This window comes from Caballeronia sp. GAFFF1, assembly GCF_023630705.1.
Taxonomy (GTDB): Bacteria; Pseudomonadota; Gammaproteobacteria; order Burkholderiales; family Burkholderiaceae; genus Caballeronia.
This window is the reverse complement of record NZ_JALQEM010000006.1, coordinates 27,120-52,969: the sequence shown is the minus strand read 5'-3', so window position 1 is coordinate 52,969 and position 25,850 is coordinate 27,120. Positions and strand designations below refer to the sequence as shown.

At 65.1% G+C, this 25,850-nt stretch carries 30 protein-coding genes and 1 tRNA gene; 14 read left to right on the top strand and 17 right to left on the bottom strand.

Annotation, left to right across the window (positions count from 1 at the left end):
• Positions 1-15 precede the first annotated feature (15 nt).
• Positions 16-90, bottom strand: a tRNA-Arg gene (locus NCR37_RS04120).
• A gap of 127 nt (positions 91-217) precedes the next feature.
• Here NCR37_RS04120 and NCR37_RS04115 point away from each other — a divergent pair.
• Positions 218-604: a hypothetical protein gene (locus NCR37_RS04115; RefSeq protein WP_250471889.1), complete on the top strand. Its 387-nt coding sequence runs from the start codon at positions 218-220 to the stop codon at positions 602-604.
• A gap of 12 nt (positions 605-616) precedes the next feature.
• Here the strand turns inward: NCR37_RS04115 and NCR37_RS04110 are convergent, their stop codons facing one another.
• Both NCR37_RS04110 and NCR37_RS04105 read right to left on the bottom strand, forming a co-directional pair.
• Positions 617-799, bottom strand: a complete 183-nt coding sequence (locus NCR37_RS04110; protein ID WP_250471888.1) for a hypothetical protein — start codon at positions 797-799, stop codon at positions 617-619.
• Positions 800-896: 97 nt separating this feature from the next.
• A complete protein-coding gene (locus NCR37_RS04105) occupies positions 897-2,789 on the bottom strand; it encodes a bifunctional sugar phosphate isomerase/epimerase/4-hydroxyphenylpyruvate dioxygenase family protein (protein WP_250471940.1) in 1,893 nt (630 codons plus the stop codon).
• A gap of 259 nt (positions 2,790-3,048) precedes the next feature.
• Here NCR37_RS04105 and NCR37_RS04100 point away from each other — a divergent pair, with 259 nt between their 5' ends.
• Positions 3,049-3,915, top strand: coding sequence for a shikimate dehydrogenase (locus NCR37_RS04100; RefSeq protein ID WP_250471887.1), 867 nt, complete (start codon positions 3,049-3,051; stop codon positions 3,913-3,915).
• 51 nt (positions 3,916-3,966) lie between these two features.
• Here NCR37_RS04100 and NCR37_RS04095 read toward each other — a convergent pair whose 3' ends face one another.
• Positions 3,967-4,668 carry a TetR/AcrR family transcriptional regulator gene (locus NCR37_RS04095; protein WP_250471886.1) on the bottom strand — a complete coding sequence of 234 codons (702 nt, stop codon included), beginning with the start codon at positions 4,666-4,668 and terminating at the stop codon, positions 3,967-3,969.
• 269 nt (positions 4,669-4,937) lie between these two features.
• Between NCR37_RS04095 and NCR37_RS04090 the strand changes: the two genes are divergently transcribed.
• The 7 genes from NCR37_RS04090 to NCR37_RS04060 all read left to right on the top strand — a co-directional run bounded on the left by NCR37_RS04090 (position 4,938) and on the right by NCR37_RS04060 (position 10,327).
• Entirely contained in the window at positions 4,938-5,207 is a 270-nt protein-coding gene (locus NCR37_RS04090; protein ID WP_250471885.1) for a hypothetical protein, read from the top strand.
• 260 nt (positions 5,208-5,467) lie between these two features.
• Complete coding sequence (locus tag NCR37_RS04085; RefSeq protein ID WP_175939842.1) at positions 5,468-5,971, top strand: YbhB/YbcL family Raf kinase inhibitor-like protein; 504 nt, start codon at positions 5,468-5,470, stop codon at positions 5,969-5,971.
• Positions 5,972-6,082: 111 nt separating this feature from the next.
• Positions 6,083-7,450: an MFS transporter gene (locus tag NCR37_RS04080; protein WP_250471884.1), complete on the top strand. Its 1,368-nt coding sequence runs from the start codon at positions 6,083-6,085 to the stop codon at positions 7,448-7,450.
• Positions 7,451-8,173: 723 nt separating this feature from the next.
• Positions 8,174-8,725: a type 1 glutamine amidotransferase domain-containing protein gene (locus NCR37_RS04075; protein WP_250471883.1), complete on the top strand. Its 552-nt coding sequence runs from the start codon at positions 8,174-8,176 to the stop codon at positions 8,723-8,725.
• A 36-nt stretch (positions 8,726-8,761) separates the two neighbouring features.
• Positions 8,762-9,325, top strand: a complete 564-nt coding sequence (locus tag NCR37_RS04070; protein WP_250471882.1) for a DUF4142 domain-containing protein — start codon at positions 8,762-8,764, stop codon at positions 9,323-9,325.
• Between the two features lie 83 nt (positions 9,326-9,408).
• Positions 9,409-9,696, top strand: a complete 288-nt coding sequence (locus NCR37_RS04065; RefSeq protein ID WP_250471881.1) for a DUF1488 family protein — start codon at positions 9,409-9,411, stop codon at positions 9,694-9,696.
• Positions 9,697-9,772: 76 nt separating this feature from the next.
• Positions 9,773-10,327, top strand: coding sequence for a glycine zipper 2TM domain-containing protein (locus tag NCR37_RS04060; protein ID WP_250471880.1), 555 nt, complete (start codon positions 9,773-9,775; stop codon positions 10,325-10,327).
• Between the two features lie 107 nt (positions 10,328-10,434).
• Here NCR37_RS04060 and NCR37_RS04055 read toward each other — a convergent pair whose 3' ends face one another.
• Positions 10,435-10,692 carry a hypothetical protein gene (locus NCR37_RS04055; protein WP_250471879.1) on the bottom strand — a complete coding sequence of 86 codons (258 nt, stop codon included), beginning with the start codon at positions 10,690-10,692 and terminating at the stop codon, positions 10,435-10,437.
• A gap of 191 nt (positions 10,693-10,883) precedes the next feature.
• Between NCR37_RS04055 and NCR37_RS04050 the strand changes: the two genes are divergently transcribed.
• Entirely contained in the window at positions 10,884-11,336 is a 453-nt protein-coding gene (locus NCR37_RS04050) for a PA2169 family four-helix-bundle protein (RefSeq protein ID WP_250471878.1), read from the top strand.
• Between the two features lie 101 nt (positions 11,337-11,437).
• On the opposite strand, the gene NCR37_RS04045 is transcribed toward NCR37_RS04050, so the two are convergent.
• Together NCR37_RS04045 and NCR37_RS04040 are read right to left on the bottom strand one after the other, a co-directional pair.
• Positions 11,438-11,668 (bottom strand): hypothetical protein, encoded by a 231-nt coding sequence (locus NCR37_RS04045; protein ID WP_244848233.1) that lies wholly within the window; start codon positions 11,666-11,668, stop codon positions 11,438-11,440.
• 287 nt (positions 11,669-11,955) lie between these two features.
• On the bottom strand, positions 11,956-12,318 hold the full coding sequence (locus NCR37_RS04040; RefSeq protein ID WP_175939833.1) for a BON domain-containing protein: 363 nt from the start codon (positions 12,316-12,318) through the stop codon (positions 11,956-11,958).
• A 495-nt stretch (positions 12,319-12,813) separates the two neighbouring features.
• Between NCR37_RS04040 and NCR37_RS04035 the strand changes: the two genes are divergently transcribed.
• On the top strand, positions 12,814-14,301 hold the full coding sequence (locus NCR37_RS04035) for an RNA polymerase factor sigma-54 (RefSeq protein WP_250471877.1): 1,488 nt from the start codon (positions 12,814-12,816) through the stop codon (positions 14,299-14,301).
• Between the two features lie 125 nt (positions 14,302-14,426).
• Here NCR37_RS04035 and NCR37_RS04030 read toward each other — a convergent pair whose 3' ends face one another.
• The 9 genes from NCR37_RS04030 to NCR37_RS03990 all read right to left on the bottom strand — a co-directional run bounded on the left by NCR37_RS04030 (position 14,427) and on the right by NCR37_RS03990 (position 21,274).
• Positions 14,427-15,335, bottom strand: coding sequence for a YihY/virulence factor BrkB family protein (locus tag NCR37_RS04030; RefSeq protein WP_250471876.1), 909 nt, complete (start codon positions 15,333-15,335; stop codon positions 14,427-14,429).
• Between the two features lie 130 nt (positions 15,336-15,465).
• Positions 15,466-15,828: a chemotaxis protein gene (locus tag NCR37_RS04025; RefSeq protein ID WP_250471875.1), complete on the bottom strand. Its 363-nt coding sequence runs from the start codon at positions 15,826-15,828 to the stop codon at positions 15,466-15,468.
• Positions 15,829-15,952: 124 nt separating this feature from the next.
• Positions 15,953-17,401: an alpha,alpha-trehalose-phosphate synthase (UDP-forming) gene (otsA, locus tag NCR37_RS04020; protein WP_175939829.1), complete on the bottom strand. Its 1,449-nt coding sequence runs from the start codon at positions 17,399-17,401 to the stop codon at positions 15,953-15,955.
• A gap of 187 nt (positions 17,402-17,588) precedes the next feature.
• Positions 17,589-17,825 (bottom strand): hypothetical protein, encoded by a 237-nt coding sequence (locus NCR37_RS04015; protein ID WP_244848227.1) that lies wholly within the window; start codon positions 17,823-17,825, stop codon positions 17,589-17,591.
• A gap of 229 nt (positions 17,826-18,054) precedes the next feature.
• A complete protein-coding gene (locus NCR37_RS04010; RefSeq protein ID WP_159835633.1) occupies positions 18,055-18,261 on the bottom strand; it encodes a hypothetical protein in 207 nt (68 codons plus the stop codon).
• 233 nt (positions 18,262-18,494) lie between these two features.
• Positions 18,495-19,898 carry a sigma-54-dependent transcriptional regulator gene (locus NCR37_RS04005; RefSeq protein ID WP_250471874.1) on the bottom strand — a complete coding sequence of 468 codons (1,404 nt, stop codon included), beginning with the start codon at positions 19,896-19,898 and terminating at the stop codon, positions 18,495-18,497.
• A gap of 356 nt (positions 19,899-20,254) precedes the next feature.
• A complete protein-coding gene (locus NCR37_RS04000) occupies positions 20,255-20,452 on the bottom strand; it encodes a hypothetical protein (RefSeq protein WP_250471873.1) in 198 nt (65 codons plus the stop codon).
• A 71-nt stretch (positions 20,453-20,523) separates the two neighbouring features.
• Positions 20,524-20,841 (bottom strand): ElaB/YgaM/YqjD family protein, encoded by a 318-nt coding sequence (locus NCR37_RS03995; RefSeq protein ID WP_250471872.1) that lies wholly within the window; start codon positions 20,839-20,841, stop codon positions 20,524-20,526.
• Positions 20,842-20,911: 70 nt separating this feature from the next.
• Positions 20,912-21,274 carry a hypothetical protein gene (locus NCR37_RS03990; RefSeq protein WP_250471871.1) on the bottom strand — a complete coding sequence of 121 codons (363 nt, stop codon included), beginning with the start codon at positions 21,272-21,274 and terminating at the stop codon, positions 20,912-20,914.
• Positions 21,275-21,855: 581 nt separating this feature from the next.
• Between NCR37_RS03990 and NCR37_RS03985 the strand changes: the two genes are divergently transcribed.
• The 3 genes from NCR37_RS03985 (at position 21,856) to NCR37_RS03975 (ending at position 24,255) form a co-directional block, all read left to right on the top strand.
• Complete coding sequence (locus NCR37_RS03985; RefSeq protein ID WP_250471870.1) at positions 21,856-22,920, top strand: sigma-54 interaction domain-containing protein; 1,065 nt, start codon at positions 21,856-21,858, stop codon at positions 22,918-22,920.
• Between the two features lie 259 nt (positions 22,921-23,179).
• Entirely contained in the window at positions 23,180-23,734 is a 555-nt protein-coding gene (locus NCR37_RS03980; protein WP_250471869.1) for a hypothetical protein, read from the top strand.
• The gene (locus NCR37_RS03975) at positions 23,731-24,255 is read left to right on the top strand and encodes a hypothetical protein (protein ID WP_175940621.1); all 525 of its coding nucleotides are present in this window, start codon (positions 23,731-23,733) and stop codon (positions 24,253-24,255) included. The genes NCR37_RS03980 and NCR37_RS03975 overlap by 4 nt, the downstream gene beginning before the upstream one ends.
• Before the next feature lie 205 nt (positions 24,256-24,460).
• Here the strand turns inward: NCR37_RS03975 and NCR37_RS03970 are convergent, their stop codons facing one another.
• Positions 24,461-25,846, bottom strand: a complete 1,386-nt coding sequence (locus NCR37_RS03970; RefSeq protein ID WP_250471868.1) for an ABC transporter ATP-binding protein — start codon at positions 25,844-25,846, stop codon at positions 24,461-24,463.
• Positions 25,847-25,850: the final 4 nt, after the last annotated feature.

Sequence of the window (25,850 nt, the reverse complement as noted above, 5' to 3'; positions counted from 1 at the left end):
TTGAGCGGTGCTCGATGGTCCCCCCGGCAGGAATCGAACCTGCATCTAGCGCTTAGGAGGCACTCGTTCTATCCATTGAACTACGGGGAGCGGACCGCACGTCCCGCCGAGGGCCGAATCGACCAAAGCGGGCGTCCGGCCTGGCGGGAGCGCAGAGTATAGCAAACGCATTCGACGGCCATGCGCACGCCGAACGAAAAAGCACCGGCGCAAAGGTTTGGCGACCGAACCGCGGGTTTGTCCCTATCAAGTTCCGCGCGAGCGCGCCGCCATCGGACACATGGACCCCACATCGAATATCAAGCCCCAGGGCGCGTTTTCGGCGTTGCTGGCAGACCAGGACCTCGCGCATCTTCAGAAGGTGCTGGGACGTTCGTTGTCTTGCGATTTCGGTGGTCCATTGCTGCCGCCCTCGTATTGGCGCGGGCGGCTGGCTGCCATCACACGGCAGGCACACCTGTCGCATACGCAGATTCAGGCCGTCCACCGGCTGTATCTGGTTATCGATGCGTTCGAAGCCGCGTCGGCCAAGAGCGATGCCGATGCCGATGCGAATGCCGAACGCCCCGCGCCCGACGATCCGCTCGCCGCGTCAGGCGCTTGAGCGGTGCTTCGGTCAGTGCCGGTGCCTGAGCCACCACTCGCGCAGCGAATGGCCCGGCGCGGCTGGCTGAATGGCTGCCTTTGCGCGATGCGCCCGCCTTTCGCGATATTCGTCGCGCCAGTCATGCGCGAGCAACACGAGGCCGATGGCGGCGAGCGCCGCGACGCCGATAAGTATGTCGGAGAAATCGAGCATGGCGCCCTCCTGCTTGCGGCTGCCGTCATGTTTCCATGATAGGCGGCGCGCGGCGCAAGTCGGGGTCATTCGAGGCGCTATTTGGGCCGGATGTGCCCTATGCCGCCTGGCGAGCGCGCTGCTGCTGCGCGTGCGCCGCGAGCCGCACCGCCGCGTTCGCCGCGCCGTAGCCGTCATAGCCGCCACGCCGCTCGATCACTTCGAGAAAGAAGCGCTGGTCGAGCTGCTCCGTGTAGGCGTGGAAGAACTCGCCGCCGCGCTCGTCGCGGTCGTAAAGGATGTTGTGCTCGCGCATTGCGTCGATCTGCTCGTCGGGCAGGCCGTAGCGCGCCACGAGATCGTCGTAGTAATTGCGCGGAATGCGCAGGAATTGCACGCCGTCCGCCTCCAGGCGCGGAATCGCGTCGAAAATGTCGGGCGTGCTGAACGCGACGTGATTCAACCCCGAGCCGCGATACGTCGAGAGCGACTCGGACACGGCCGTGAAGCGATCCATCGACGCGTTGAGCGCAATGCGCACCGAGCCATCGCGGCTTCGCACCGCGCGGCTGCGCACGAGCCCGTACGGATCGGGCACGAGCACGCTCGCTTCGGTCTCGAAGCCGAACGCGCTGCGGAAAAAGAGCACCCACGTATCGAGCGCCTCGGCTGGCAGCGAGAGGCACACGTGATCGATGCGCGCGAGCGGCCCGACTTCGTAGGGGCCGTCGATATCCGTCAGGACGAAATCCGATTCCCATAACGTCGGCGCGCCGGGCGCTTCATCCACGAAATAGTCGAGGCTGCCGTCCGGCGACTGCACGCCCGGCACCACGCGCTCGTTCGGTCCCACGCGGCCCGAGAACGGCTTCGAGCCGTAAGCGGCGGCGCGCTCGAACGCGCACTTCGCGTCATCGACATGAAACGCCGACGCGCACAGCGACAAGCCGTGCTGCTGAAAGAACGCGCTCGCGAAAGAATCGGCCTCCGCGTTCAGCACGATCGATCCCGCGCCGTGCCGATACAGCGTCACGTCCTTCGACCGATGCGTGCCCGCAAGCCGGAAGCCGAGCTTGCGCAGCCAGTCCGCGACGTGCTCGCGCGTCGTGTCGTCCACGGCGAATTCGAGGAACTGAAAGCCGATGTGCGCGGGCGGCGCGGGCGGATCGAAGAGTTCCGCGGGCGCGCGCTCGCCCATGAGCGCGCGCGTCTGCTCTTCGAGAAAGCGCAAGGAGCGATGCCCGTCCGCCGCGGTAATGGCGGTCGGCGCGGCGCGGAAGCCGTCGTTGAAGATTTCGAGCGAGAGCGGCCCCGTGTAGCCCGCCTCTAGCACGCGCGCGGTGAAACCGGCGACATCGAATGCGCCCTGCCCCGGAAAACAGCGATAGTGACGGCTCCATTCGAGCACGTCCATCGACAGCACGGGCGCATCGGCGATCTGCACGAAGGCGATGCGATCGCCGGGAATGGCCGCGATCTCATCGACGGAATCGGCAATGGAGAGCGTATGGAAGCTGTCGAGCACGAGCCCGAGGCTCGGATGATTCACGGCATCCACCAGCCGCCACGCGTGCTTGTATGAGTTGACGTGCCGGCCCCACGCGAGCGCCTCATAACCGACAATCACGCCGGCGTCCTCGGCGAGGCGCGCGAGCACGCCGAGCTGATCGACGATGAGCGCGTCGTCGGCGACGGTGTCCGGCGACACGTTGCTGCACGCGAGCATGCGGTCCGCGCCCAGTTCGTGCATCAAGTCGAACTTGCGTTTCGCGCGCTCGACGTTTTTAGCGAGCCGCTCGCCGCTCACGCCCTCGAAGTCGCGAAACGGCTGGAACAAATAGATGGCAAGGCCCAGGTCGTCGCAAAGACGCCGGACGTCGGCGGGCGTGCCGTCGAAGTAGAGCAGATCGTTTTCGAAGATCTCGACGCCGTCGAAGCCCGCCGCGCGAATGGCCTTCAGCTTTTCGACGAGCGTCCCGCTGATGGATACCGTCGCGATGGATGTCGGAATGGAACGCGGCATCGCTGCCTCCTCTGCATGTCGTTGCGGGGTGAACCGTTAGAGTGTAGGCGCTCTGCACGCAGTCCACGTCATTGTGTGCGAGCATAACAAACTAACTAGATGGTACAAAATACGTGAAAATACCGAAGGACAGGATGCGCGCGCACGCGCACACTGCGCTTGCAATCGCCGCACTGCACCATCGCGCCCTCTTTTACTGCTGTACGCTACGTGCGAGCGTCTAGCCTCTTCTCGCGGGAGCACTCGCATGACCAGCAAAACTTCGTATCTGATCGGACTGATCGGCTCGGGCATCGCCGGATCGCTGACGCCCGCCATGCACGAGCAGGAAGGCCGCGTGCTCGGGCTGAACTACGTGTATCGGCGCATCGACCTGCAAGCGCTGAAGCTCGAGCCGTCCGCGCTGCCCGACTTGTTGATCGCGGCCGAGCGCATGGGCTACGACGGCCTCAACATCACGTATCCGTGCAAGCAAAGCGTGATCCCATTGCTCGACGAGCTCGACTCCGACGCCCGCGCGCTCGGCGCGGTGAATACCGTCGTGCTCAGGGACGGCAAGCGCATCGGCTACAACACGGACTGGTCCGGCTTCGCGCGCGCGTTCCAGCGCGGCCTGCCGAATGCGCCGCTTGGCCGCGTCGTGCAACTGGGCGCGGGCGGCGCGGGCGCGGCGGTAGCGCATGCGGCGCTCGTCATGGGCGCAAACGCGCTCACGCTGTTCGACTCGGATGAGGCGCGCGCATCGTCGCTCGCGGCGGAACTGGCGGCGCGCTTTCCGAACCGCGAAGTGACGAGCGGCGGCGACCTGCGCGAGACATTGCGTCCGGCCAACGGCCTGATTCACGCGACGCCGACCGGCATGGCGAAGCTGCCCGGCATGCCGCTGCCCGCGGACTATTTGCACAAGGACTTGTGGGTGGCGGAGATCGTCTACTTTCCGCTCGAAACCGAGCTGCTCAAGACGGCGAAGGCGCTCGGCTGCCCCACGGTGAGCGGCGGCGGCATGGCGGTGTGTCAGGCGGTGGATGCGCTGCGCATCTTCACGGGACGCGAGCCGGACGCCGAGCGCATGTTCGCGCACTTCCAGACTTTGCTGCCCGCCGACGCGCAGTAATCGCGGCGCCCAGAATCGAACGGCGGCCTAGTAAGAGAGCCGCCGCTTGTTTTAGTCTTCGCGCCGCATGTAGCACAGCACCGCCTCGACGACCATCTCGCGATGCCGCGCCCGGGAGCGCGGCCCGGACGGATCGCGCCCGAATGCGGCGCTCCACGTATGGCGGTTCGCCACGCGATGAAAGCAGAACGAGCTGATCATCAGATGCAGGTCGAGCGGCTCGACATCATCGCGAAAACGCCCAGCCGCGACGCCTCGCGCGATGAGGTCTTCGAGTGTCTTCACGACCGTGGCGTTGCGCGATTTGAAGGTCTTCGACTGCTCGACATACTTCGCGCCGTGCACGTTCTCGATCGTCACGAGGCGCACGAAGTCGCGATGTTTGTCGTGGTAGTCGAACGTGAAGCCGATGAGCTCGCGCAGCGCCTCTTCAGGGTCCATCTCCGCGAGTTCGAGTTCCTGTTCCAGCGCGCGGATATCGCCATAGACCTGTTCAAGCACCGCCTCGTACAACCCTTCCTTGCTGCCGAAGTAGTAGTACAGCATGCGCTTGGTGGTGTTGGTGCGCTCCGCGATGGCATCGACGCGCGCGCCCGTGAGGCCCATCGCCGAAAATTCCTGCGTGGCGATGTCGAGAATATTGCGCTTTGTCTCCTCTGGATCGTACTTGCGTCGCCCCTCCGATCCGGCCGGCGTGGACGCAGCACTGGCGGCCTTGCTCACCTCGGTGGCGGCCTTGCTTGCTTTTTTCATGTTTGCGTCTGAGAACGGCATTGGGAAACGATTCTAGCATGGGGGTCATAGCGTTCCTTGCCAAGGAAAGCCCTTCTTTTCAAGGCTTCATCTATACTTTTTCGATGCCCGATTCCCTCATCCGATCTCTTTCATTCCGCACGCCGCGTCCCGCAGTTTTCGCCGCATGCTTCGCCTTCGTTTGCACGCTCTGCGCGACTGCTTCGGCGCAAACGCAGCTTCCGCCGGGGCATCCATCGCGGCCGCAACTGCTCGCGGCCGAAGGCGTGATGACGAGCGCGAACATCGCGCGCGGCGCGGCCGATATCTGCCACATCGATGCAGCGAAAGTCGCGCGCTTTAAGGACGCTGCGCGCGCCAACTTCGTGGACGCGCCCGACTTCGACGCCGAATGGACGCTCGGCTATCGCCAGGCGCAAGCGACGGTGGACCGCTTCGACAAGCTGAAGACGAGCAATCCGGCCGAATACAAGAAGGAAATCGACGAGGCGTGTCCCGCGCTCAACCGCGGTATCGACGAAGTCACGCAGCCGCAATAGCGGCAAGCGCCTGTGTCGAGCATCGGGGCCTCGCGCTTACGCGTGCGCTTCGGGATTCGGGTCATCGACGGCCATCGCCTTTCAATTCACGCATAACGACTAGAGCCAGCCGCGGAAATTCGGGGGCGGATGCTACACTCGACGCGCTCCCCCGGCGCTCGCTCCATTGCGGGCACATTCGCTGCGTGGCTTCGCGCAATCGAAGAAGCGCCACGCGCTGCGGGGCACGCTTCTATCGCTCATCAGGAGGCACGACTCTCATGGCTGATTTCCGCATCTGGTCCGACGAATTTCCAGCGAACGGTTTCATGACCCGCGCGCAGGAACTCGACATGCAAGCGTTCGGCACGTCGGGCGAGAACATCTCTCCCGCGCTCCAGTGGGAAGACCCGCCCGCCGACACGAAAAGTTTCGCGCTCACCGTGTACGACCCGGACGCGCCCACGGGCAGCGGCTTCTGGCACTGGGTCGTCGTCAACATTCCGGCCGATGCCCGCTCGCTGCCGCGCAATGCCGGCAAGGCCGACGGCAGTCTGCTTCCTGCGGGCGCGCTGCAACTGCGCAACGACTACGGCACGGTCGGCTTCGGCGGGGCCGCGCCGCCGCGCGGTGACAAGCCGCATCGCTACATTTTCCGCATTCACGCGCTGCAAGCGGAGAAGCTGCCGCTCGACCTCAACGCGACCAACGCCGTCGCGCGCTTCATGACGCATCTGAATGAAATCGATTCGGCGACCTACACGGGTCTCTACGAACTCAAGTAACGCGTGACCCACGCAGGCCGGGCCGCATGATCGAACACGCGGCCCGACGCCACAAGCGATTTGAAAACGGCGCGTCGTACAATGCGCCGCCTTGCCACTGAAAATCCGTCGATGGATTCCGATCAAGGCCTGCCCCTTCCCCAACGCTATTGGGCGATTGTCGTCGTCGCGCTCGGCATCACGCTCGCGGTGCTCGACGGCGCCATCGCCAACGTCGCGCTGCCGACCATCGCGCGCAATCTGTCGGCGACACCGGCCTCGTCCATCTGGGTCGTCAACGCGTATCAGCTCGCCGTCACCATCTCGCTCTTGCCGCTCGCCTCGCTCGGCGACCGGATCGGCTACCGGCGCGTGTATCTCGGCGGCCTCGCGCTCTTCACCCTCTCGTCGCTCGGCTGCGCGCTTTCCGGATCGCTCGTCGCGCTCACCCTCACGCGCGTCGTTCAGGGCTTCGGCGCGGCCGGGATCATGAGCGTGAACACGGCCATCGTGCGCATCATCTATCCGCAGAAGCAACTGGGGCGCGGCGTCAGCATCAACGCCACGGTGGTCGCGATCTCGTCGGTGATCGGTCCGACCGTCGCGTCGGGCGTGCTATCGGTGGCGTCGTGGCCGTGGCTCTTCGCGATCAACGTGCCGATCGGGCTCGCGGCGCTCGCCATCGGCATGAAGTCGCTGCCGCGCACACCGGGCCACCGGCAGCCGTACGATTACGTGAGCGCCGTGCTGAACGCGCTGTTCTTCGGCCTTGCGATCGTCGCGGTCGATGGACTCGGGCACGGCGAGCATCGCCCGTTCGTGATCGGCGAATTCATCGCGACCGGCGTAATCGGCACGATCTTCGTGCGGCGGCAACTGAACCAGAGCGCCCCGCTTCTGCCGGTCGATTTGCTGCGTATTCCGGTGTTCGCGCTGTCGATCGGCACGTCGGTATGTTCGTTCTGCGCGCAGATGCTTGCGTTCGTCTCGCTGCCGTTTCTGCTGCAGGACAGCTTCGGCATGAGTCAGGTCCAGACCGGCTTTCTGATGACGCCGTGGCCTTTCGTGATCGTGTTCGTCGCGCCGCTCGCGGGCGTGCTCTCCGACCGCTATCCCGCGGGATTGCTCGGCGGCATCGGGCTGGCGGTGCTGACCGTGGGACTGGTTCTGCTCGCGACCGTCGGCGGGCATCCGGGCGCGTTCGACATCAGCTGGCGCATGGCCATCTGCGGGCTCGGCTTCGGCCTCTTTCAGTCGCCGAACAATCGCCAGATGCTGTCGTCTGCGCCGCGTCACCGCAGCGGCGGCGCGAGCGGCATGCTCGGCACCGCGCGGTTGACCGGGCAGACGCTCGGAGCCGCGCTCGTCGCGCTGATTTTTGGTCTGGAGCCGCATCGCGGGCCGTTGATCGCGCTCGGCGTCGCGGCAGCGTTCTCGGCGGCGGCGGCCGTCGTCAGCGTGCTGCGGCTTGCCAGCAAGCAGAGCGTGGAAGCGGCTTGAACCGCGCCGCGCTTGTCTTTTGACTGAAACCGCATGGCGGGCCGCTGATCGCGCTCGGCGTCGCGGCGGCATTCTCGGCGGCGGCCATCATCGACAAGCTGCGTCTCGCCGGCAAGCATAGCGTCGAATCGGCGTGAACCGCGCCGCGCTCGTCTTCGACTGGAAGTGCATCGCGGGCCGTTGATCGCGCTCGGGGTCGCGGCCGCGTTTTTGGCGGCGGCGGCTGTCGTCAGCGTGCTGCGGCTCGCCAGCAAGCAGAGCGTGGAAGCGGCGTGAACCGTGCCGCGCTTGTTTTTGACTGGGGCCGCATCAAGGGTCGCTGATCGCTCGGCGTGGCAGCGGCATTCTCGGCGGCGGCGGCGGCCGTCGTCAGCATGCTGCCTCTCGGCAGCTAGCACAGCGTCGAAGCGGAGTGACGCGTGCGGCGCTCGTCTTTGACTGGAACTGCATCGCGTGCCGCTGATCGCGCTCCGCGTCGCGGCAGCATTCTCGGCGGCGCCGTCCGTCATCAACAAGCTACGTCTTGCCAGCAAGCACAGCGTCGAAGCGGCGTGACCCGCGATCCGGCGGCAGTTTGCCCGCCATCCATCACGCCGGCTTCTGCATCCATCCGATGCAATAACGCGATCATTTGGGCACAACCCTTGCTCCTGTTTCAAGCGTGAATCCGCGCGTGAATCCGCCGCGCGACCATCCGAAACGAGCAATGACAGGAGTGTGTTCATGGCGATTTCCCTCAACGGCTACAAGGTAGCGATCCTAGCGGTCGACGGCTTCGAGCAGGCCGAACTCGTCGAACCGCAGCGCGCGCTGAAGGAAGCCGGCGCGCAGGTCGACGTCATCTCGCAGAAGCCCGGCGAGATCCAGGGTTTCGAGCACGTCGACAAGGGCGACACCGTGAAGGTGGATCGCACGCTGGACGAAGCAACCGCCGCAGATTACGACGCCGTGGTGTTGCCGGGCGGCGTCGTGAATGGCGACGCCATCCGCCTCGACGCGAAAGCGCAAGCCTTCGTCAAGGAAGCCGATGCGGCGAAGAAACCGCTTGCCGTCATCTGCCACGGCGGCTGGCTGCCGATCTCGGCGGGCATCGTCGCGGGCCGCACGATGACGAGCTGGCCGAGCCTGCAGGACGACGTGCGCAACGCGGGCGGCACGTGGGTCGACCAGGAAGTGCAGATCGACGGCAATCTCATCACGAGCCGCAAGCCCGACGACCTGCCCGCCTTCAATCAGGCGCTGATCGAGGCGCTCAGCAAAGCGCGCGCTGCCTGAATGCGCCGGCTCGATCCACGAAGCGGAGCCACGCCGATGCCACGCCAGAGCCGTCTCATCGCCCGTCTCAGCGGCCTTTTGCTCGCGGCCTGCGCGACCTTCGCCCAGGCGCAGACCGAAGACACCGCGAGCGCCAGCACGCCTGCGAACGCGCCGCCATCGCAGAAGCTCTCGGCGACCGACCAGCAGTTCATCCAGGACGCAGGCACCGCGGGCGCGACCGAGATCGCGGCGAGCAAGCTCGCGCTCACGCGCTCGGGCGACAAAGACGTGAAGGAGTTCGCACAGCGAATGATCGCGGATCACGCCAAGCTCGCGCGCAACCTCGATGTCATCGCGAAGCGCCACGGCATAACGTCGCCGCCGAGCGCGGATTCGTCCGTCACCGGCAGTCTGCAAAATCTCAAGGGGGCCGAGTTCGACAAGGCCTATATTGAGAAAGTCGCGCTCGCCGCGCATCAGAAGGCGGTCGAGCTGTTCGCGAAGGAGAGCGAGAAAGGCAACGATGCCGCGTTGAAGGCGGCGGCGGCGAAGGCACTGCCGATTCTCCGTCATCACTACGCGATGGCACAGCAACTAGCCAAGGCGAAGGCGTCATGAGCGCCGGGCACCTTCTCGACCGTGCGGACGCCCTATGCGTTCGCGCGTCCGCCGGCCCTCGTCCGGCTTATGAGGACTCGACCATGCACATCACGTTTTCCGACGATCCCCCCGTCTTCAACGGCGACGATCTCGCCATCCACTTCACGGCGCTCGTCGATGGCGAAGCGGTCGTCTGCTCGATCAGCGCCGAGGCGCTGGAAGACCACTTCGGCGCGAAGTCGCCGCGCGAGGAAGACCTGCTGCCCGCATTCGAAAGCGGTTCGGCGCGCATTCGCGCGGTGTGCGCGGAAGCGCTCGACGACAACGGCGGCCAGTCGGTCGTGCTGCGCAGCGGGCTCTTTCGCGTGGCCGGCATGGAGCCGGACTGATCCCGCGCGCGTCTCTCTGAACGGCTCCGCGCTGCGCGAGCCGCATTCGACCAACCGATACTAAAAAGGAGGAAACATGTCCCTGATCATCGCGGGCCGGTTCCAGACTTTTCCTGACGCCGAAACGGCTGCCCAGCGGCTCTTCGCGAACGGCTTCGTGGAAGAGGACGTCACGCTGTTCTTCGTCACGCCGAGCGGGCAGCACGCGCGCTTTCCGATAGGCGGCGACGTCCATACGGATAGAGGCGCGAGCGCCGCGCCCAAAGGCGCCGGCAAGGGCGTGACCATTGGCGCGGTGATCGGCGCGGTCATCGGCGCGGCGATCTTCGCGGTGTTCAAGGCGCCGCTGCTTGTCTCGGTCGTCGCGGCGGGCGTCGGCGCGTATATCGGCTCGCTCGCGGGCGCCATGTCGCACACGAAGAAGAAGCCGGGCGCGCCCGCGCAGGCCGAGGAGGAGCCGACGCGTCACTCCGGCGTGCTGGTGGCCGTGCATGTGTCGCCCGAGACATATGATCGCGCCGCGAACATTCTGCGGGAGGCCGGCGGGCTGGATATCGAACGCGCGTCGGGCCGCTGGAAGCAAGGCCGCTGGAGCGACTTCGATCCGCTCAAGCCGCCGCAACCGGTTTGATCGTTACCGTCCGACAATCACACGCTACAAAAGCCGAAGCGCCCGGTTTCCGCCGGGCGCTTCTTCCTGCTTCTTCTGCTTCTTCGTCCCGCCAGCAATGCGCCGCATCAAACCCACAACCGCTCGGTTGGCGTCGGCTCCACATGCGCGCGCGCGCGGCAATCGGCGGGGCGCGGGCGCGCTCGCGCCGAGCCATGCGGCGACGGCTCGCATAGCTGCGAATAAGCCGCGCGCATCGCCGCGGAAGCCGCCGAAGCAGCGGACCGGTCGATTGCTTCTGCACGAATATGTAGCGCGATCGCCGACGCGACGATCGCAACGAATACGAAAAGCTCGCGATTCGCGAGCGCGCGGGACCATTTCATCGTTTCTCCTGTTGCCTTGTCGCTGCGCGCCTGCGTGGGACGCGCCGTGATATTTGCGGCAGACGTTGAGCAATGCCTGTGCCGCGCATTCCGACCGTCCGGGCACGCGACGTGCAACGGGTAACCGGCAAGCGCGCGCCTCGGCATCGGGGCTGCGTCGAACGCAACTTCGTCACTAAAAGGAGGTGTATATGAGCACGAACGTCGTATCGGTACTGAATGACCTTATTGAGACGTCGAAGGACGGCGAGAAGGGCTTCCTCAAGGCCGCTGAAGACACGCGTGACCCGAGCCTCAAGCTGCTGTTCCAGAACCGCGCGGAAGCCTGCGCACAAGGCGCCATCGAACTGCAGGGTCTCGTGCAGCGCCTGGGCGGCAAGCCGGAAACGGGCGGCTCGATCTCCGGCGCGCTGCATCGCGGCTGGGTGGATGTGAAGTCGGCGGTGACGAGCCAGAGCGATCACGCCGTTCTCGCCGAGTGCGAGCGCGGCGAGGACGCCGCCAAGAAGAATTACCGCCAGGCGCTCGACAAGGACCTGCCGGCCGATATCCGCGCCGTGGTCGAGCGGCAGTATCAGGGCGTCGTCGAGAACCACGACCGCATCCGCGACCTGCGCGATCAGTACGCAGCCGCGAAGTCCTAAGGCGCGAACCGCAGGCTCGGGCCATCGCCGCTTTCATGCGGCGATGCAAAAACAAAACGGCCACTCACGTGGCCGTTTTGTCGAGCGCGAACCGCGGCGGCTTAGTGCGGCTGGCCCTTGTCGTTCGTGCCGAGCGACGAAGCGGCAGCCGCCGCCGACGCGCCCTTCAGCTTGTGGCTCTTGTTCTGCTGATGCAGATACGTGCCCTTCTTCTTCGCATGCGCGCCGGAAGCCGCGTCCGTCGTCGCGGCGCTGTCCGATGCCTGCGCGAACGCCGTCGTCGTGAATGCGAGCGCCAGCGCGCCGATCAATGCCATCTTCTTCGTCTTCATCAAGAGCTCCTTTTGCCGGGGCTTCCAGCGCCGCAGTACGGCGCTTCTCGCCGCCTCTAGTGACGCCTGAACGGGCCGTCTGTTTTTAGGGTGTCAACGATGCTGCGAGGTGATGCATCTTCTGCTTCGAGCCGCGAGCGGCATGACCGCCTGATGCGCGAACCCGCGCCCGGAGCCCGGTACGCAGCCTTCTTCGGCCACATCACGGACTCCTGCGCGGGTTCGTTTGCTCGCGCCCTGACCCGCCGAGGCAGGCCGGGCATACGAACTATGCCATCACTTTCGTGTTAGTCGGCAGCAATTTTAAGATGGTTCTTCACGGATGCAACACCCGAGACTTCCTTGACAACCTGCTCGGCATTCGTCTTGTCTTCTGCCGACGGCACGGTGCCGGTCAGCGATACGACGCCGCCGCGCGTCTTCACGTGGATGTGCGTCGACTTCACGTTCTTCGCGCTGAGCAGTTCGGCCTTGACCTTGGTCGTGACCGCGCCGTCATCCACTTTCTTGCCCACCTGATCCATCTTTTGGCCGACGGACGATTCCGAGCCCGAGGAGGACGACGTCGAGTTGGTCTGGGCGCCTGCGTTGAGCGCGAACACGACGCACGCGATACCGCCGGCTGCTTTGAGGAATTGAGTCGTCTTCATAGTAATACTCCTTGTTTTCAGTTTTGGTCTTGCGCCCCGGTCTTACCCGCTCTCTTGCGGGACATGGATGGAGCGCCCCGTTTGTGTTGCTGGTCTGGTGCGTATTGCTTCCTGCGTCATCCGGCCGGCGTCGCCGCGCCGACCGGAAAGCGCTGATGCAACTCGCGTGCCGGGTCGTAGCGAAACGGGTCTGCGTTCGAGGGCGCACAAGCGCGCGGCGCTGCCGTCTGCGGGCTGCCAGCGGTTTCGACGCCCTCGCGCGCCATGCCGCCGAGGGCGCCGAAAACCTTGCGCGCCAAGCCTCGCCCGGCGCGGTGCTTTTGTCTGAGCCCGTGTAAAAACTGCGCGAAAGTGGCCTTCCGCACGCATCAATGCGGCGCTTGACGAGAGAAAAAACTCAAGCTGAGTATGACTTTAGCAATCGATGGCATAGCTGTTGCTTTAAGTGGTCGACACACACATCGACCCCGTCAAGACATCGAGGATTAGCAAGCAATGCCGCCTTCACTCGAACTCCGCACCAAGCAAAGCCTTGCGCTCACCCCGCGCTTACAGCAGTCCGTGCGCCTGCTGCAACTTTCGTCGCTCGAATTTCAGCAAGAGCTGCGTAACGCGCTGGATACCAACCCGTTTCTCGAATACGACGAGTCGCAAACCGAGGACAACGCTCTCGGCGCGGACAACGGCAACTCGATGAGCGACACCGCGCTCCCGCCCGCCGCCGACAGCCCCGCCGAGGCGCCGCTCGCCTCGGAAACCAGCATGGACGGCGATTCCGGCGCGGACAGCGGTTCGCGCGACGACGCCATCAGCGAATTCTCGTCCGACCCGTTCGGACGCAACGGATCGCGCAACAACGGCGACGGCGAAGGCTCCGATCCGGCGGACTGGGTGCGCATCGAACCGTCGCTGCACGAAACGCTGCACGACGCGCTGCGTCTCTATCAGCTCAACGAACGCGATCGCGCAGTGGCGCAGCTCATCATCGAGGCGCTCGACGACGACGGCTATCTGCGTCAGGAACTGAGCGAACTGGCCGATGTGGTCGACATCGAGCCGGCGATCAACGAGGACGAACTCAATATCGCACTGAAGCTCGTGCAGTCGCTCGACAAACCGGGCGTCGGCGCGCGCAACCTGTCCGAATGCCTGACGCTGCAACTCGACGCGATGCCCGAAGACACGCCGGGCCGCGACGTCGCGCGAGCAATCGTCGCGCATCATCTGGAGCGGCTCGCGCGCCGCGAGCAGGCCGAATTGCAGAAGAAGATCGGCTGCAGCGCCGAGGAACTGCGCATCGCGTGCGCGCTCGTGCGCCGTCTCGACCCGAAGCCGGGCGAGAACTACGGCCAGAGCGAAGACAACTACGTGGTGCCGGACGTGATCGTGCGCCAGGTCAAGAAGCAGTGGGTCGTGACGATCAACCCGGCGGTGCTGCCGCGCGCGCGCATCCATCGCATGTACGCGGAACTGTTCGCGCAGTCGGCCGGCGCGAGCCGTTCGCCGCTCGCGCAGCAGTTGCAGGAAGCGCGCTGGCTGATCCGCAACGCGCAGCAGCGCTTCACCACGATTCAGCGCGTGGCCGAATGCATCGTCTCGCATCAGAAGGCGTTCTTCGACTACGGCGAGATTGCGCTGAAGCCGCTCGTCCTGCGCGATGTCGCCGATGAGCTCGGCCTGCACGAATCCACCATTTCGCGTGCGACGGGCAACAAGTACATGTCGACGCCGCGCGGCATTTTCGAGTTCAAGCACTTCTTCCCGCGCGAACTCAGCACGGAAAGCGGCGGCACGTGTTCGGCCGCCGCCGTGCGCGCGCTACTCAAGGAAATGATCGCGAAGGAAAACTCGCGCGATCCGCTTTCGGACGTCAGTCTCGCGAAGATGCTCGCCGATCAGGGCGTGATCGTCGCGCGCCGCACGGTGGCGAAATACCGGCATCTGATGAAGGTGCCGCCTGCGGAACTGCGCAGGCAGGCTTGACGGCAGAACGCCGCAAGCAGTTTCCGCGCTCCCTGCACTCAGCGAAGACCCGGTCAAGCGAATCGCAGAGCAGCACAGCAGGAAGCGCCATGTCGGGCCGCCCACATCGGGCGGCCTTTTTTTCGTCAGCGCCAGCCGGACTCGCGATGCGTGCGCTTGCGGGCCGCCGTCGCGGAAAGCTCGGCGCCCAGCAGAAAAACCGCCGCCGAGTAGTAGAGCCATAAGAGGATGACGGCGAGCGACCCCGCCGCGCCGAACATGTTCGCCGTGCCCGCGTGTTGCACGTAGAGCGCGAAAAGCCGCTTGCCGCCTTCGAACAGAAGCGCGGCGGCGGCCGCGCCGAGGGCGGCGTCGCGCCAGCGCATGCGCGTCGTCGGCAGATATTTGAGCAGAACGGAGAACGCGAGCATCAGCATCGCCAGCGAAATGGCATGGCGCGTGAGGCTCGATAGCACGACGAACGGATTGCCGTCGCCGAGCGCCCAATGACCGAGCACTTCGACGGCGGCATCGAGCAGCAGCAGCGCGACGACGAGCAGCCCCGCGCCGACCACGAGCGCGAACGACATCAGCCGCACGCGCAACAGGCCGACGATGCTCTCGCGCGTGCTGACGAGAGGCGTGGGCCAGATCACGTTCAGCGCGCTGTGCAGCGACGAAAACGTGGCCGACGCGCCGATCAGCACGCCCGCGATGGATAGCACCGCCGTGCTGCGCGCCATGTCCGCGTGCCACGCATTGGCGACGATGGCCTCCAGCGTGTGCGCGGCGTCCGCGCCGACGATGCCGCTGATTTCATCGAACAGGCGCCCCTGCACGGCGTCCGCGCCGAAGAAGATGCTCGCCACCGCGATCACGATGACGAGCGTCGGCGCAAGCGAGAACGCAGCGAAGAACGAGATGGCCGCCGAGAACATCAGGCAGTGGTCCTGAATCCACTGCGTAACGGGATCGGCGACCCAGGAAAGCCAGCCGAAGCGCGTCGTGCGGCCTTCGGCGAGCGGTGTCATCGGGTCGGGAACGTCGCGGTTCATCGGCAAGGGCGGCGCGGGCGTGCGCTTTCGTGGTTCGACCGCCGATGTTAGCGTTCCCGGGCGATGCGCGTAAAAAAGGCGCGCACGGAAGGATCCGCGCGCGCCTCTTTCTTGCGGCCGGCCGCAACCGTCAGACGTCTTCCTCGTCGGCGTCGGGATCGACGGCTTCGTCGTCGGCCAGATCGGTGATCTCGCTTTCATCCTCCACGCCGTCGGGCAGGATGTCCGCGTTCGCGAAGAGATTGTTGTCGCCGTCAGCGGATGCGTCTTCGCCGGTGCCGGAGCGGTCGCTGTCGCTGTCGAGCTGCGCATCGGACAGGCCGAGCGCGTGGGCGTCGAGTTCGTCTTCGATGTCGCCCGGACGACGCATTTCGCCCTGCACGTCAGAGCCGGAGTCGGAAGAATCGCTCGGGCCGAGCGCGCCGGTGCCGTGCCCCTTGCCCCATTCCGTGCCGCCTTCTTCCGGCGGATTCAGTGTGCTTCCAGTCATCATCGATCTCCTTCGAGTGTGTCGCAGGTAGGAACGCAAGGACTGTTCCGCGCTTGGCATCGCCCAAGTGAAAAGCCCCGCGCTTCTCTCGATGCGCGGGGCTGGCGGCAAAGCGGCAGGCGGACGATCAGGCCCGCGCCGCCCGCTTCGCCTCGGATGCGCCTTGCTTCACCGTTTTGACCGTTTTGGCCGTCACGGACGTCGCAGTGGCGACGCTGCGCAGATCCGACAGGAAGGAATCGCGCCAGACGGAGAGGTTGTTCTTGCGCAAAGGCGCCATCATGTCGGCGTGGCGCGCCTGGCGTTCGGCGAGCGGCATCGAGAGCGCGCGCTCCAGGGCCTCAGACATCTGCGAGAGATCGAACGGATTGACGACGAGCGCGCCCGGCAATTGATCCGCCGCGCCCGCGAACTGCGAGAGCACCAGCGCGCCCGGATCTTCCGGGTCCTGCGATGCGACGTACTCCTTCGCGACCAGGTTCATGCCGTCGCGCAACGGCGTCACATAGCCGACCTGAGACAGCCGGAACAGCGCCATCAGCAGGTTGCGTTCGTATTTGCGATTGAGGTACTGAATCGGCGTCCAGTCGAGTTGCGCGAAACGCCCGTTGATGCGCCCCGCCTCGCCTTCCAGATTCTGGCGGATGCGCTGATAAGTTTGCACGTCGGCGCGCGTCGGCGGCGCGATCTGCACGAGCGACACGCGGCCGTGCCAGCCCGGCGCGTTCAGCAGAAGCCGTTCGAACGCCTGAAAGCGCTCGACGAGACCCTTCGAATAGTCCAGCCGGTCCACGCTCATGATGAGCTTGCGGCCGCGCATGGAGTCGCGCAGGCTCTTGACCTGCTTGCGCGTGGAGTACTGCTCGGCGGCTTTCGCGATCGCGTCCGGATAGATGCCGATCGGATACGCGCCCACCTTCAGCATGCGCCCGAACGCCTGCAACATGCCGTCGTCGCTAAAGTGCCCGCGGCCGCTGCGCTCGATGTAGTCGATGAACGACTGCTTGTCGCTCTCCGTCTGGAAGCCGACGACATCGAACTGGCATAGCGCCGTCATCAGTTCCTCATGCGGCGGAACCGTGCGCATGACTTCGGGCACCGGAAACGGAATGTGCAGGAAGAAGCCGATCGGGTTCGTCACGCCGATCTTGCGCAACTCCTGCGCGAACGGCAGCAGATGGTAGTCGTGGACCCAGATGATGTCGTCCGGTTGCAGCAGCGTCTTGAGCTTCGCGGCAAGCGTCGCGTTCACGCGCATGTAGCCCGCGTACTCTTCGCGGTCGAATCGCGAGAGGTCGTTGCGATAGTGGAAGGTCGGCCAGAGCGTCGCGTTGGAGAAGCCGCGGTAGTACTGGTCGTAGTCGCGCCGCGTCAGACCGACAGTGGCGTATGTCACGTTGCCGTTTTTCTCGACAACGGGCGCTGCCGCCTCGCCGACAATCTCGCCGCTCCAGCCGAACCACACGCCGCCCGTCTCCTTGAGTGCGTCCAGCACGCCGATCGCGAGCCCGCCCGCGCTGGGCTTGCCTTCCTGGACCGGCGCGACGCGATTCGATACCACGATCAATCTGCTCATTACGGCGTCACTCCATCAGTTATCGTTGCTGCTCAGTTGGCGACGAGAAACATGCAAGTCCTATGCCGTTTTGCCCCTTATGGAGTGGGAAATTCGTATCTAGATGTTACGGGCGAACCAAATCACGCGGCCAACGACAGCCGCGTAGAACTTTATGCTTGTGATGGTTGGCCCGAGCGGACGGCGCTCACGCGTCCTGTTCGGAGCCGAGGTCGCGCTGATAGTCGATGCCTTCGGAGCGCACGCCGCCCTGGTTATGTTCGCCGTCGGGCGGAACGCCAGGCGCGGGGCGGTTCTGCCCGGCCGGGTCATGATGCGCGGGCGGCGTGACCGACGCGGGCGCGGCGCCGTTTTTCGCGGCTTCGGCGCGGGCTTCGCGTTTGGACGAATGACGCGCGGAGCGTCGCAGTGCGGGATGCCTCATTGATGCCTCCAGATAGAAGGCCGTCGCGAATGGACCTCGGCGGCGTCGGACCGATGCGCTGCTGGCGTTGCTGTCGAGTGCCGGCAGTGCGGCTTCAGAAGAAACGACCGGCGATTCTAGGCGGCGCCGGTCATTCGTACTTTGTCTGTTGTAATCCCTACGCTCGGGATGGAAGATTGTTCAAGGCTTGCACGACTTCGGTGAATCGGTCCGGCGAGGCCCGCGCGCGTCAGCGGACATGCGGCGTTTCGTTCGGCCCGGGCGGCGGATCGCCAATGGGCTGCGTCGGCGGCTCGGGCGGGTCGCGCGTCGGATCCGGATTCGTATCGGGTGGAATCGGCGTCGGCGGCGGCTGATCGGGCGGCGTCACTGGCGGGTCCGGCGGCTGTGGCGTCTGCGCGCTGATCGGCGCGCGGTCGGAGGCGAAATCGGACATTGCGGGCTCCTTGCGGTCTTGTGATCGTGGTTGCATCCTCGTCCGGAGGTTGAGCTGCGGCCTCGTCGAACGCGGATGTCGCATGGATCGGCAGCAAGGGTTATGCCCCTGATTTGACCTCGGCCGACGCGTCCATTGATGTCATTATCGTTGCTGAAAGCGCGCCTGCCAACAAAAACGCCCGCGCTTTTTGCAAGCAGCGGGCGTCGTTTTCGTGTGAAGATAACCGACGTTCAGCGATTTTCGCTTTCCGACTCGCTCACGTCCCCGCCCTCGCCGACGGCCGCCTTGTTCGCATCCTCGCCGTATTCCACGAGCCGGTTGTAGAGTGTTTTCAGGCTGATGCCGAGGATTTCCGCCGCTCGCGTCTTCACGCCGCCGCATTGTTCGAGCGTCGCGAGAATGAGCTGACGATCCGCTTGCGCGAGTGAGGTCCCGAACGGAATCGTCACCGCCGTGCCCGACGAAGGCCGCGACAGCGAGATTTGCAGCGGGACCGTCGCGGTGCTGTCGGAATCGGAGCCGGACATGATGTACGCGCGTTGCACGTAGTTCTTCAGTTCGCGCACGTTCCCCGGCCAGTTGTACGACGCGAGCATCTCGCGCACTGCCGGCGGGAAGTCCTTTTTCGTGTTGTAACGGGCGTTCAGCTCGTCGAGGAACGCCTGTCCGAGCAGTTCCACGTCCTTGCCGCGTTCGCGCAGCGGCGGCAAGTTGATCGGGAACACGTTGAGCCGGTGGTACAGGTCGAGCCGCAGCTTGCCTTCGAGCACGGCCTGCTCCGGATCGCGATTCGTCGCGGCGATCAGGCGCACGTCGGTTTCGATTTCCTTCGTCGTCCCGACGCGCATGAACATGCCCGTCTCCAGCACGCGAAGCAGCTTCACCTGCAACTCGATCGGCATTTCGGTGATTTCGTCGAGGAACAGCGTGCCGCCGTTCGCACGCTCGAAATAGCCCTTGTGCTGACGATCCGCGCCCGTGAACGACCCGCGTTCGTGGCCAAACATTTCGGACTCGATCAGGTTCGGCGAAATCGCCCCGCAGTTCACCGCAATGAACGAATGCTTGCGACGCAGGCTGAGCTCGTGCAGCGTCTGGGCGGCGACTTCCTTGCCGGTGCCCGATTCGCCGATGAGCAGCACGGAGGCCGCCGTCGGCGCAACACGGCCGACCTGGTCGTAGACCGTCTGCATGGCCGGCGAATTGCCGAGCATCAGCCCGAAACGGCCCATGCGGCGCAGCTCGCCGCGCAGCGTGCCGATTTCCGCCTTCAAATCACCGGCGCGCGGCAGGCGCGACAGGATCGCCTTGACGCGCTGCATGTTAATGGGCTTGACGAGGTAATCGGCAGCGCCCATCTTGAGCGCGCTCACGGCCGATTCCACCGTCGCATGCCCGGTGATGACGATGAATTCCACGCCGGAGCGCGGATCGAGATCTTCGAACAGGTCGACGCCCGTTCCGTCGGGCAGTTTCAGATCGGTGAAAACGACGTCCGGCGTCTGCCGCACGAGCTGAATGCGCGCTTCGCGCAGATCGCTGGCGGTGGCCGTGGTCAGTCCGTCTTCGCCGATGATCGCGGCTAGCGCCTCGCGGGTACTGGGATCGTCATCGACAATCAATACGTGTGGCATTGCGTCTCGAATTCTTCCAAAGCGTTTCAGGGTCACACGCCGCGTGGCGGCGTGGTCTTCTCCGGGCGACTGGGGCCGTCCGGGCCGGTGCGTCTAGCGGGTCGGGCGCCCGTAGGGCTAAAACCCGACCGCAAAGCGCAGAAAACAGATAAATTTCCGAAAGTTCCGCACGCTTGGGTCTCAGAGCCGTAAGTTTTTCCAATTCGCAACTTATGGCAGAGGTTCAATGATTATAAGGGTTTATCAAGATAAAAACGCACGCCACGAGGGCGTGCGTTTTTATTGCGTGAGTATCGCGGAGGGCTCGGCGCATCAAGCCGATGCGCCGACCGCGTCGTGTCGACGCGAAGGCGCGATCAGCTTTTCGGGAAATGCCAGGCGTCGGGCGTCCCGCCGACGACGTACTTTCCGCCGCGCAAGCCTCCTCCTTGCCAGCGGCTGGCGCCGCTTACCGCGCGCCGCCCGTTTGCGTCCTGCGACTGCATCCATTTCCAGGCGAGCACGCTGCCAACCGCGAAAAGCGCGCCGAACACTCCAATCGATGACCGTGCCATTGTTGTTCTCTCCCGTGTCGTTGAGTTCGATGCCGCACGCCCGCCGGATACGGACGAAACGACCCGCGTGATTAGCGCGAAATCAGTGCGGCGAGCAGGAAGCCCGCAGCAGCAGCCATGCCGAGCGATTGCCAGGGATTCTCGCGCACGTACCGCTCGGTGCATTCGATGCTCGACCGATAACGGCTCTGCGCGTTCGCCTGCGCGTCTTCGAGCGCGGCGCGTGCCGTGTCGGCGTGATCGCGCAGACGCGAGCGCAGCGCCTCGACACCCTCGCCCGGCAGCGCCGACGACAGCCGCAACAACTCTTCGGAGTCGTTCAGCAGCACCTTGATGTCTTCGATGATCTTCTGCTTGCCCAACGCAAGCTGGACAGTCGTGTGACTCATGAATCGGTCCTCGCCAAGTGGGTCTCCCGCACGATTGCGGATCAAATTTACGGCTACAACAACCAGGCGACTATTGCGCCTTCGGCACCGTGACGGTCAGCGGCCGATGTGCGCCGCTCGCCGTCATGCGCGCGCGCAGCCGCCGGATGACGCCGCTCGCCGTGAGCGCGCCGCCCGCCGCGCCGAACACGAGGCTCGTCACGTTGGCGGCGCGAGCCAGCGCGGGCGTGCCGGCCGCGTAACCGAGCACCGCGCACATCAGCGCCGTCACCAGCGCGACGGCCGCCCAGTGATAGATGTCGATCGGTTCGCCCGCCGCGAGTTCCTGCCGATCGCCCGACGGCCGCGCGCCCCTGTCGCGAGCCTGCCGCGCTTGTGCCGCCGGAGGGCGGCGCTCGTCGGCGGCAACATTGAAATCGAAAATGTCTTCCATGATGTGCTCGACCTCTCCCGTTGCCCGTTTCTTCAGCTTCCCGTCTCGGGCATTCGAATAAGGATGAGTACGTTTAAGCATCTTCCGTGCCACTCGCGCGGGGCGGCGCGCGCGTGGGCGTCTGCGCAAAAGTCGTTATAGACGCGCAGCTGTCGGGTAACTCTTACGCCGTGGACTTGTAAATTCGCGGCACGCACGGAGAACCTTTCCGGATAACGCGCGTGGCACAAAACGCAATCAGACAAATTGCCATCCGACCGACGGCACGCATTGCCGCAATATCGTCGCGAATGGTTAAATAGCGTTTATGAGATAGAGTCACAGCGGCGATCATTGAGTTGCGCCGCGACTCCGGACTGACGCTTTCGAGGGAAACCGGCTCATCGCCATCGGACGCACGACAGCAGAGCGCGTCAGCACCACCGCGCCGCTGCCGGCGCGCGACGCCACGGACGCACCCGGCTGCGCCGGACATTCAGCCGAATCGAGCGACCGCGCGCGCCCACGGGCAGCGCGTCAGCCGACGGCGCCGCGCGCCGCCCGCCCATCACATTCGCAGAACTCAGGAACTATCAGGACCTATGGCGTCAACCGATCTTGACCCGCCGCTTGTCGCAGGCGAAACACCGGCGCAGAAAAAGCGCTCTGCGGGGGACGTGCCGGGTTTGAAGTCTTACGGACTACTGTACGGCTCGTCGCCCGTCATGCTGGAGCTGTACTCGCAGATCGAGCGCGTCGCCGGCACGAATGCGACCGCGCTCATCATCGGCGAGTCGGGCACCGGCAAGGAGCTCGTCGCGCGGACGATTCACGACCACAGCGCGCGCAAGGACGCGCCGTTCATCGCCGTCAACTGCGGCGCGATTCCGGACAACCTGATCGAAGCCGAACTCTTCGGCCACGAGAAAGGCAGTTTCACGGGCGCGGTGCAGGGACGCATCGGCTATTTCGAGCATGCGAACGGCGGCACGCTGTTCCTCGACGAAGTGACAGAAATGTCGCCGGTGCGTCAGGTGAAGCTGCTGCGCGCGCTGGAAACGGGCACGTTTTTTCGCGTCGGCGGCAATGATCTGATCACTTCCGACGTCCGCGTGATTGCCGCGACCAACCGGGATCCGGTCGCCGCGGTCAAGGAAAACGGGTTGCGCGAAGACCTGATGTACCGTCTCGCCGTGTTCCCGCTGCGCGCGCCGCCCCTGCGCGAGCGCGACGCCGACCGCGAGCTGCTCGCACAGCATTTCCTCTCCGAAATGAACGCGCAGGAAGGCACGAACAAGGTTTTCAGCAAGCGCGCGCTCGACGTGCTGCGCACCTATTCGTGGCCCGGCAACGTGCGCGAGTTGAAGAACACGGTCTATCGCGCGTTCATCCTCGCTGAGAAGACGGTCGAAATCGCGCATCCGCATCTGGCGTCGCGGGTGAAGAAGCCCGTCACGCAAGGCGATGCGATGAACGTGTGGGTCGGCACGCCGCTCGCCGACGCGCAGAAGCAGATCATCCTCGGCACGCTCAAGCACTGCGGCGGCGACAAGCGGCGCGCGGCCAAGGCGCTCGGCGTGAGTCTCAAGACGCTGTACAACCGCCTCGGCGCCTACGAAAACGAAGACACCGACGCAAGCGACACGCCTTCCACCAGCGAAAGCTGATCTTCGTCTCACCTGCCGCAAGAGGCCGTCGCCGCCTCTCGCGGCGTCCCTTCTCACGCGGCCGGCGTTACGAAACTCGCAACGCGTTCCCGCCGCTTGCAATTTCTTGCAATTTTCCCGAAGCGGTAAGTAGAGGCATGCTTCAAAATGCGCGAAGCCCGCGACAGGACTTGCACCTGAGTGCCTGCTCGAAGGAACGTCGGCTGCGGCCTCACCGGAGGCCGCAGCGAGAAAAAACGGCAGACGAAGGAAAAGCAATATGCAGATTGGTGTCCCCCGGCGCGGCAAGCGCGCCGCCGCGCTCGCCGCGATCACGAGCGGCGTCATTGCGTGCCTGACGCTCAGCGGATGCAATTCCCTCTATAGCGAAGGCGCGACAGCAGGCGCGGGTATCGCGGGCGCGGCCGTGGCGGCCAAAGTGACGGACAACGCCGCCGTGGCGACCGGCATCGGCTTAGGCGCGGTGGCGGCAGCGCGGGCGGGCGTGCAGTACACGCAGCGCATCGTGCATACGGATACGCAGGACAAGATCGCCGCGGTAGCCGGCCCGCTCGCCGTGGGCGCCGTGGCCCCGTGGGTCGCGACGCATTCGATCCCGCTCGAAGAAGACGAAAAAGGCCGCGTGACGGTCAGCCGCACGATCAGCAGCGGCGCGCTCGACTGCAAGGAAATCGTGTTTTCCGTCGATCGCGACGCCACCAAGGACCGCCCCGCCGACAGCGCGTTCTACGTCGCGTCGGTCTGCCGTGACGGAGCCAAGTGGAAATGGGCGTCGGCCGAACCCGCTACGCCGCGTTGGGGCTCGCTGCAATGACGGTGCGGCTCGCAGTTCATCCCGCGCTGCGCATCTCGCTTGCCGTGGCGGTCGCCGCCGCGTGTGTGACGATGAGCGGATGCGCGTCCATCGGCGCGGCCACAGGCGCGGTCGCAGGCATCGCGACCGGCGCCGTGACGACGAATCCGGCAATCGGCCTCGGCGTCGGCATCGCGGTGCAGGCCGCCACCGACGAAGCCGTGAAGCGCGTGTCGAAGTCGCTGCATACGGATCAGCAAGTGGCCATCGCGGCTGCGGCGGGCGTGTCGGCCGTCGGCGAAACGCGCCCGTGGAAGGTCAAGCACACGCTGCCGATCGAGAACGGCCACGGCGATGTCCGCGTGCTGCGCGAGTTCGACAACGCGCTCGCAAGCTGCAAGGAGTTCGCGTTCTCCGTCGCGGACGGCGACGATGCCAACGCGCACGCCGAATGGTTCGTGGCGAGCGCGTGCAAGCAGACGGAAGGCTGGAAGTGGGCGTCGGCCGAGCCAGCGGTCGAACGGTGGGGCAATCTGCAGTAAGGAATACGCCTGGCGGACGCGAAAAAGCGCGGCTTCCGTTCTCGGGAGCCGCGCTTTTTTATGCGGGCCGAAAAACGCGCAATCTGCTTGGGCGTCTACTCGCGCTCTCCGTCGTGGAGGCGACGATGCAAACGCACACGTCACAAAAAAGCGCGGTTTCCGTTTCCGGAAACCGCGCTATTTGTTTCAGCGAGAAGCCGCGCGCTCAGGCTTCGACATCCTCCAGACTGAGCATTTCCGTCTGGTCGTTATACGAGAAAATCTCGCCGTAACGTCCCCAGTCGATAACCGCATCGAGCGTCTCCTGCGCGGCTTTATCGGAGAGAAAGTCTTCGAGTTCCTGCTCGAAGCGCACGCGCGGCGCGCGATGCCCCGGCCGCTCATTGAGCACCTTCTTGATGCGCGCGGCGAGCGGCACGTGCCGCAGCAGGTGTTCGGCGAACATCATCTTGCGTTCCTGGGTGCCGAATTCGGCGAACACGCGGGCCTGCGGCGTCAGGTAGATGTCGCCTTCGCGCACGTCCGCGAAACCGAGATGTTGCAGCACTTCGGCGATCGGGAACAAGTCGTCCACTTCCAGATGCAGCGTCCGCGCGATTTCCGGCATGTCCGCGCGGCCGTGGTACGGCTCAGCGGCAAGCGTTTCGATGAGACCCGCCATCAGGTTCGTCGACACGGACGGCAGCCAGCTTCCCAACTCCAACCCCTTCTTCTTCGCGTCGTCGAGCTGGCGGGCGGTCATCTTCGCGTAGATGTCGTCCACCAGGCGCCGGAACGCCGGGTCCAGCCGGTTGCGCGGATGCTTGAACGGCACCTTGATCTCGGCCATCACGCGGCCGGGATTCGACGACAGCACGAGAATGCGGTCGCACATGAACACCGCTTCTTCGATGTTGTGCGTCACGATCAGCACGGACTTGATCGGCAGACGCCCCTGCGTCCACAAGTCGAGCAAGTCGGTGCGCAGGTTTTCGGCGGTGAGCACGTCGAGCGCGGAGAACGGCTCGTCCATCAGAAGCAGCGTCGGGTCGACGACGAGCGCCCGCGCAAAGCCCACGCGCTGCCGCATGCCGCCAGACAGTTCGCGCGGATAGGCGTTTTCGAAGCCGTCCAGACCGATCAGGTCGATAGCCGCGAGCGCCCGTTCGCGGCGCTCCCGCGCGCCCACGCCCTGCGCTTCGAGACCGGCCTCCACGTTTTGCAGCACGGTCAGCCACGGAAAGAGCGCGAAGGTCTGAAACACCATCGCGACGCCCTTGGCGGGGCCGCGCAACGGCTCGTCCAGATAGGTCACTTCGCCGTCGGTCGGCTCGATCAGTCCGGCGATGATGCGCAGAAGCGTCGACTTGCCCGAGCCCGAGCGCCCGAGCAGACCGACGATCTCGCCTTCGCGCAGCGAGAGGTTAGCGTCGTCGAGCACGAGCAGTTCGCCCTGCGTCTTGTTGAAGCCGCGGCTCACGTTCTGCACGCGCAGAATCTCCGCGCCGGGGCGCGGCGGCTTCTGCGACGCCGACGCCGGCGCGCCGGCGGGCGTGCCGGGGGTGCGCGCCGCCTGCTGGGCGGGCGTCTGGGTATTCTTAAGGTTCTGCATCGGA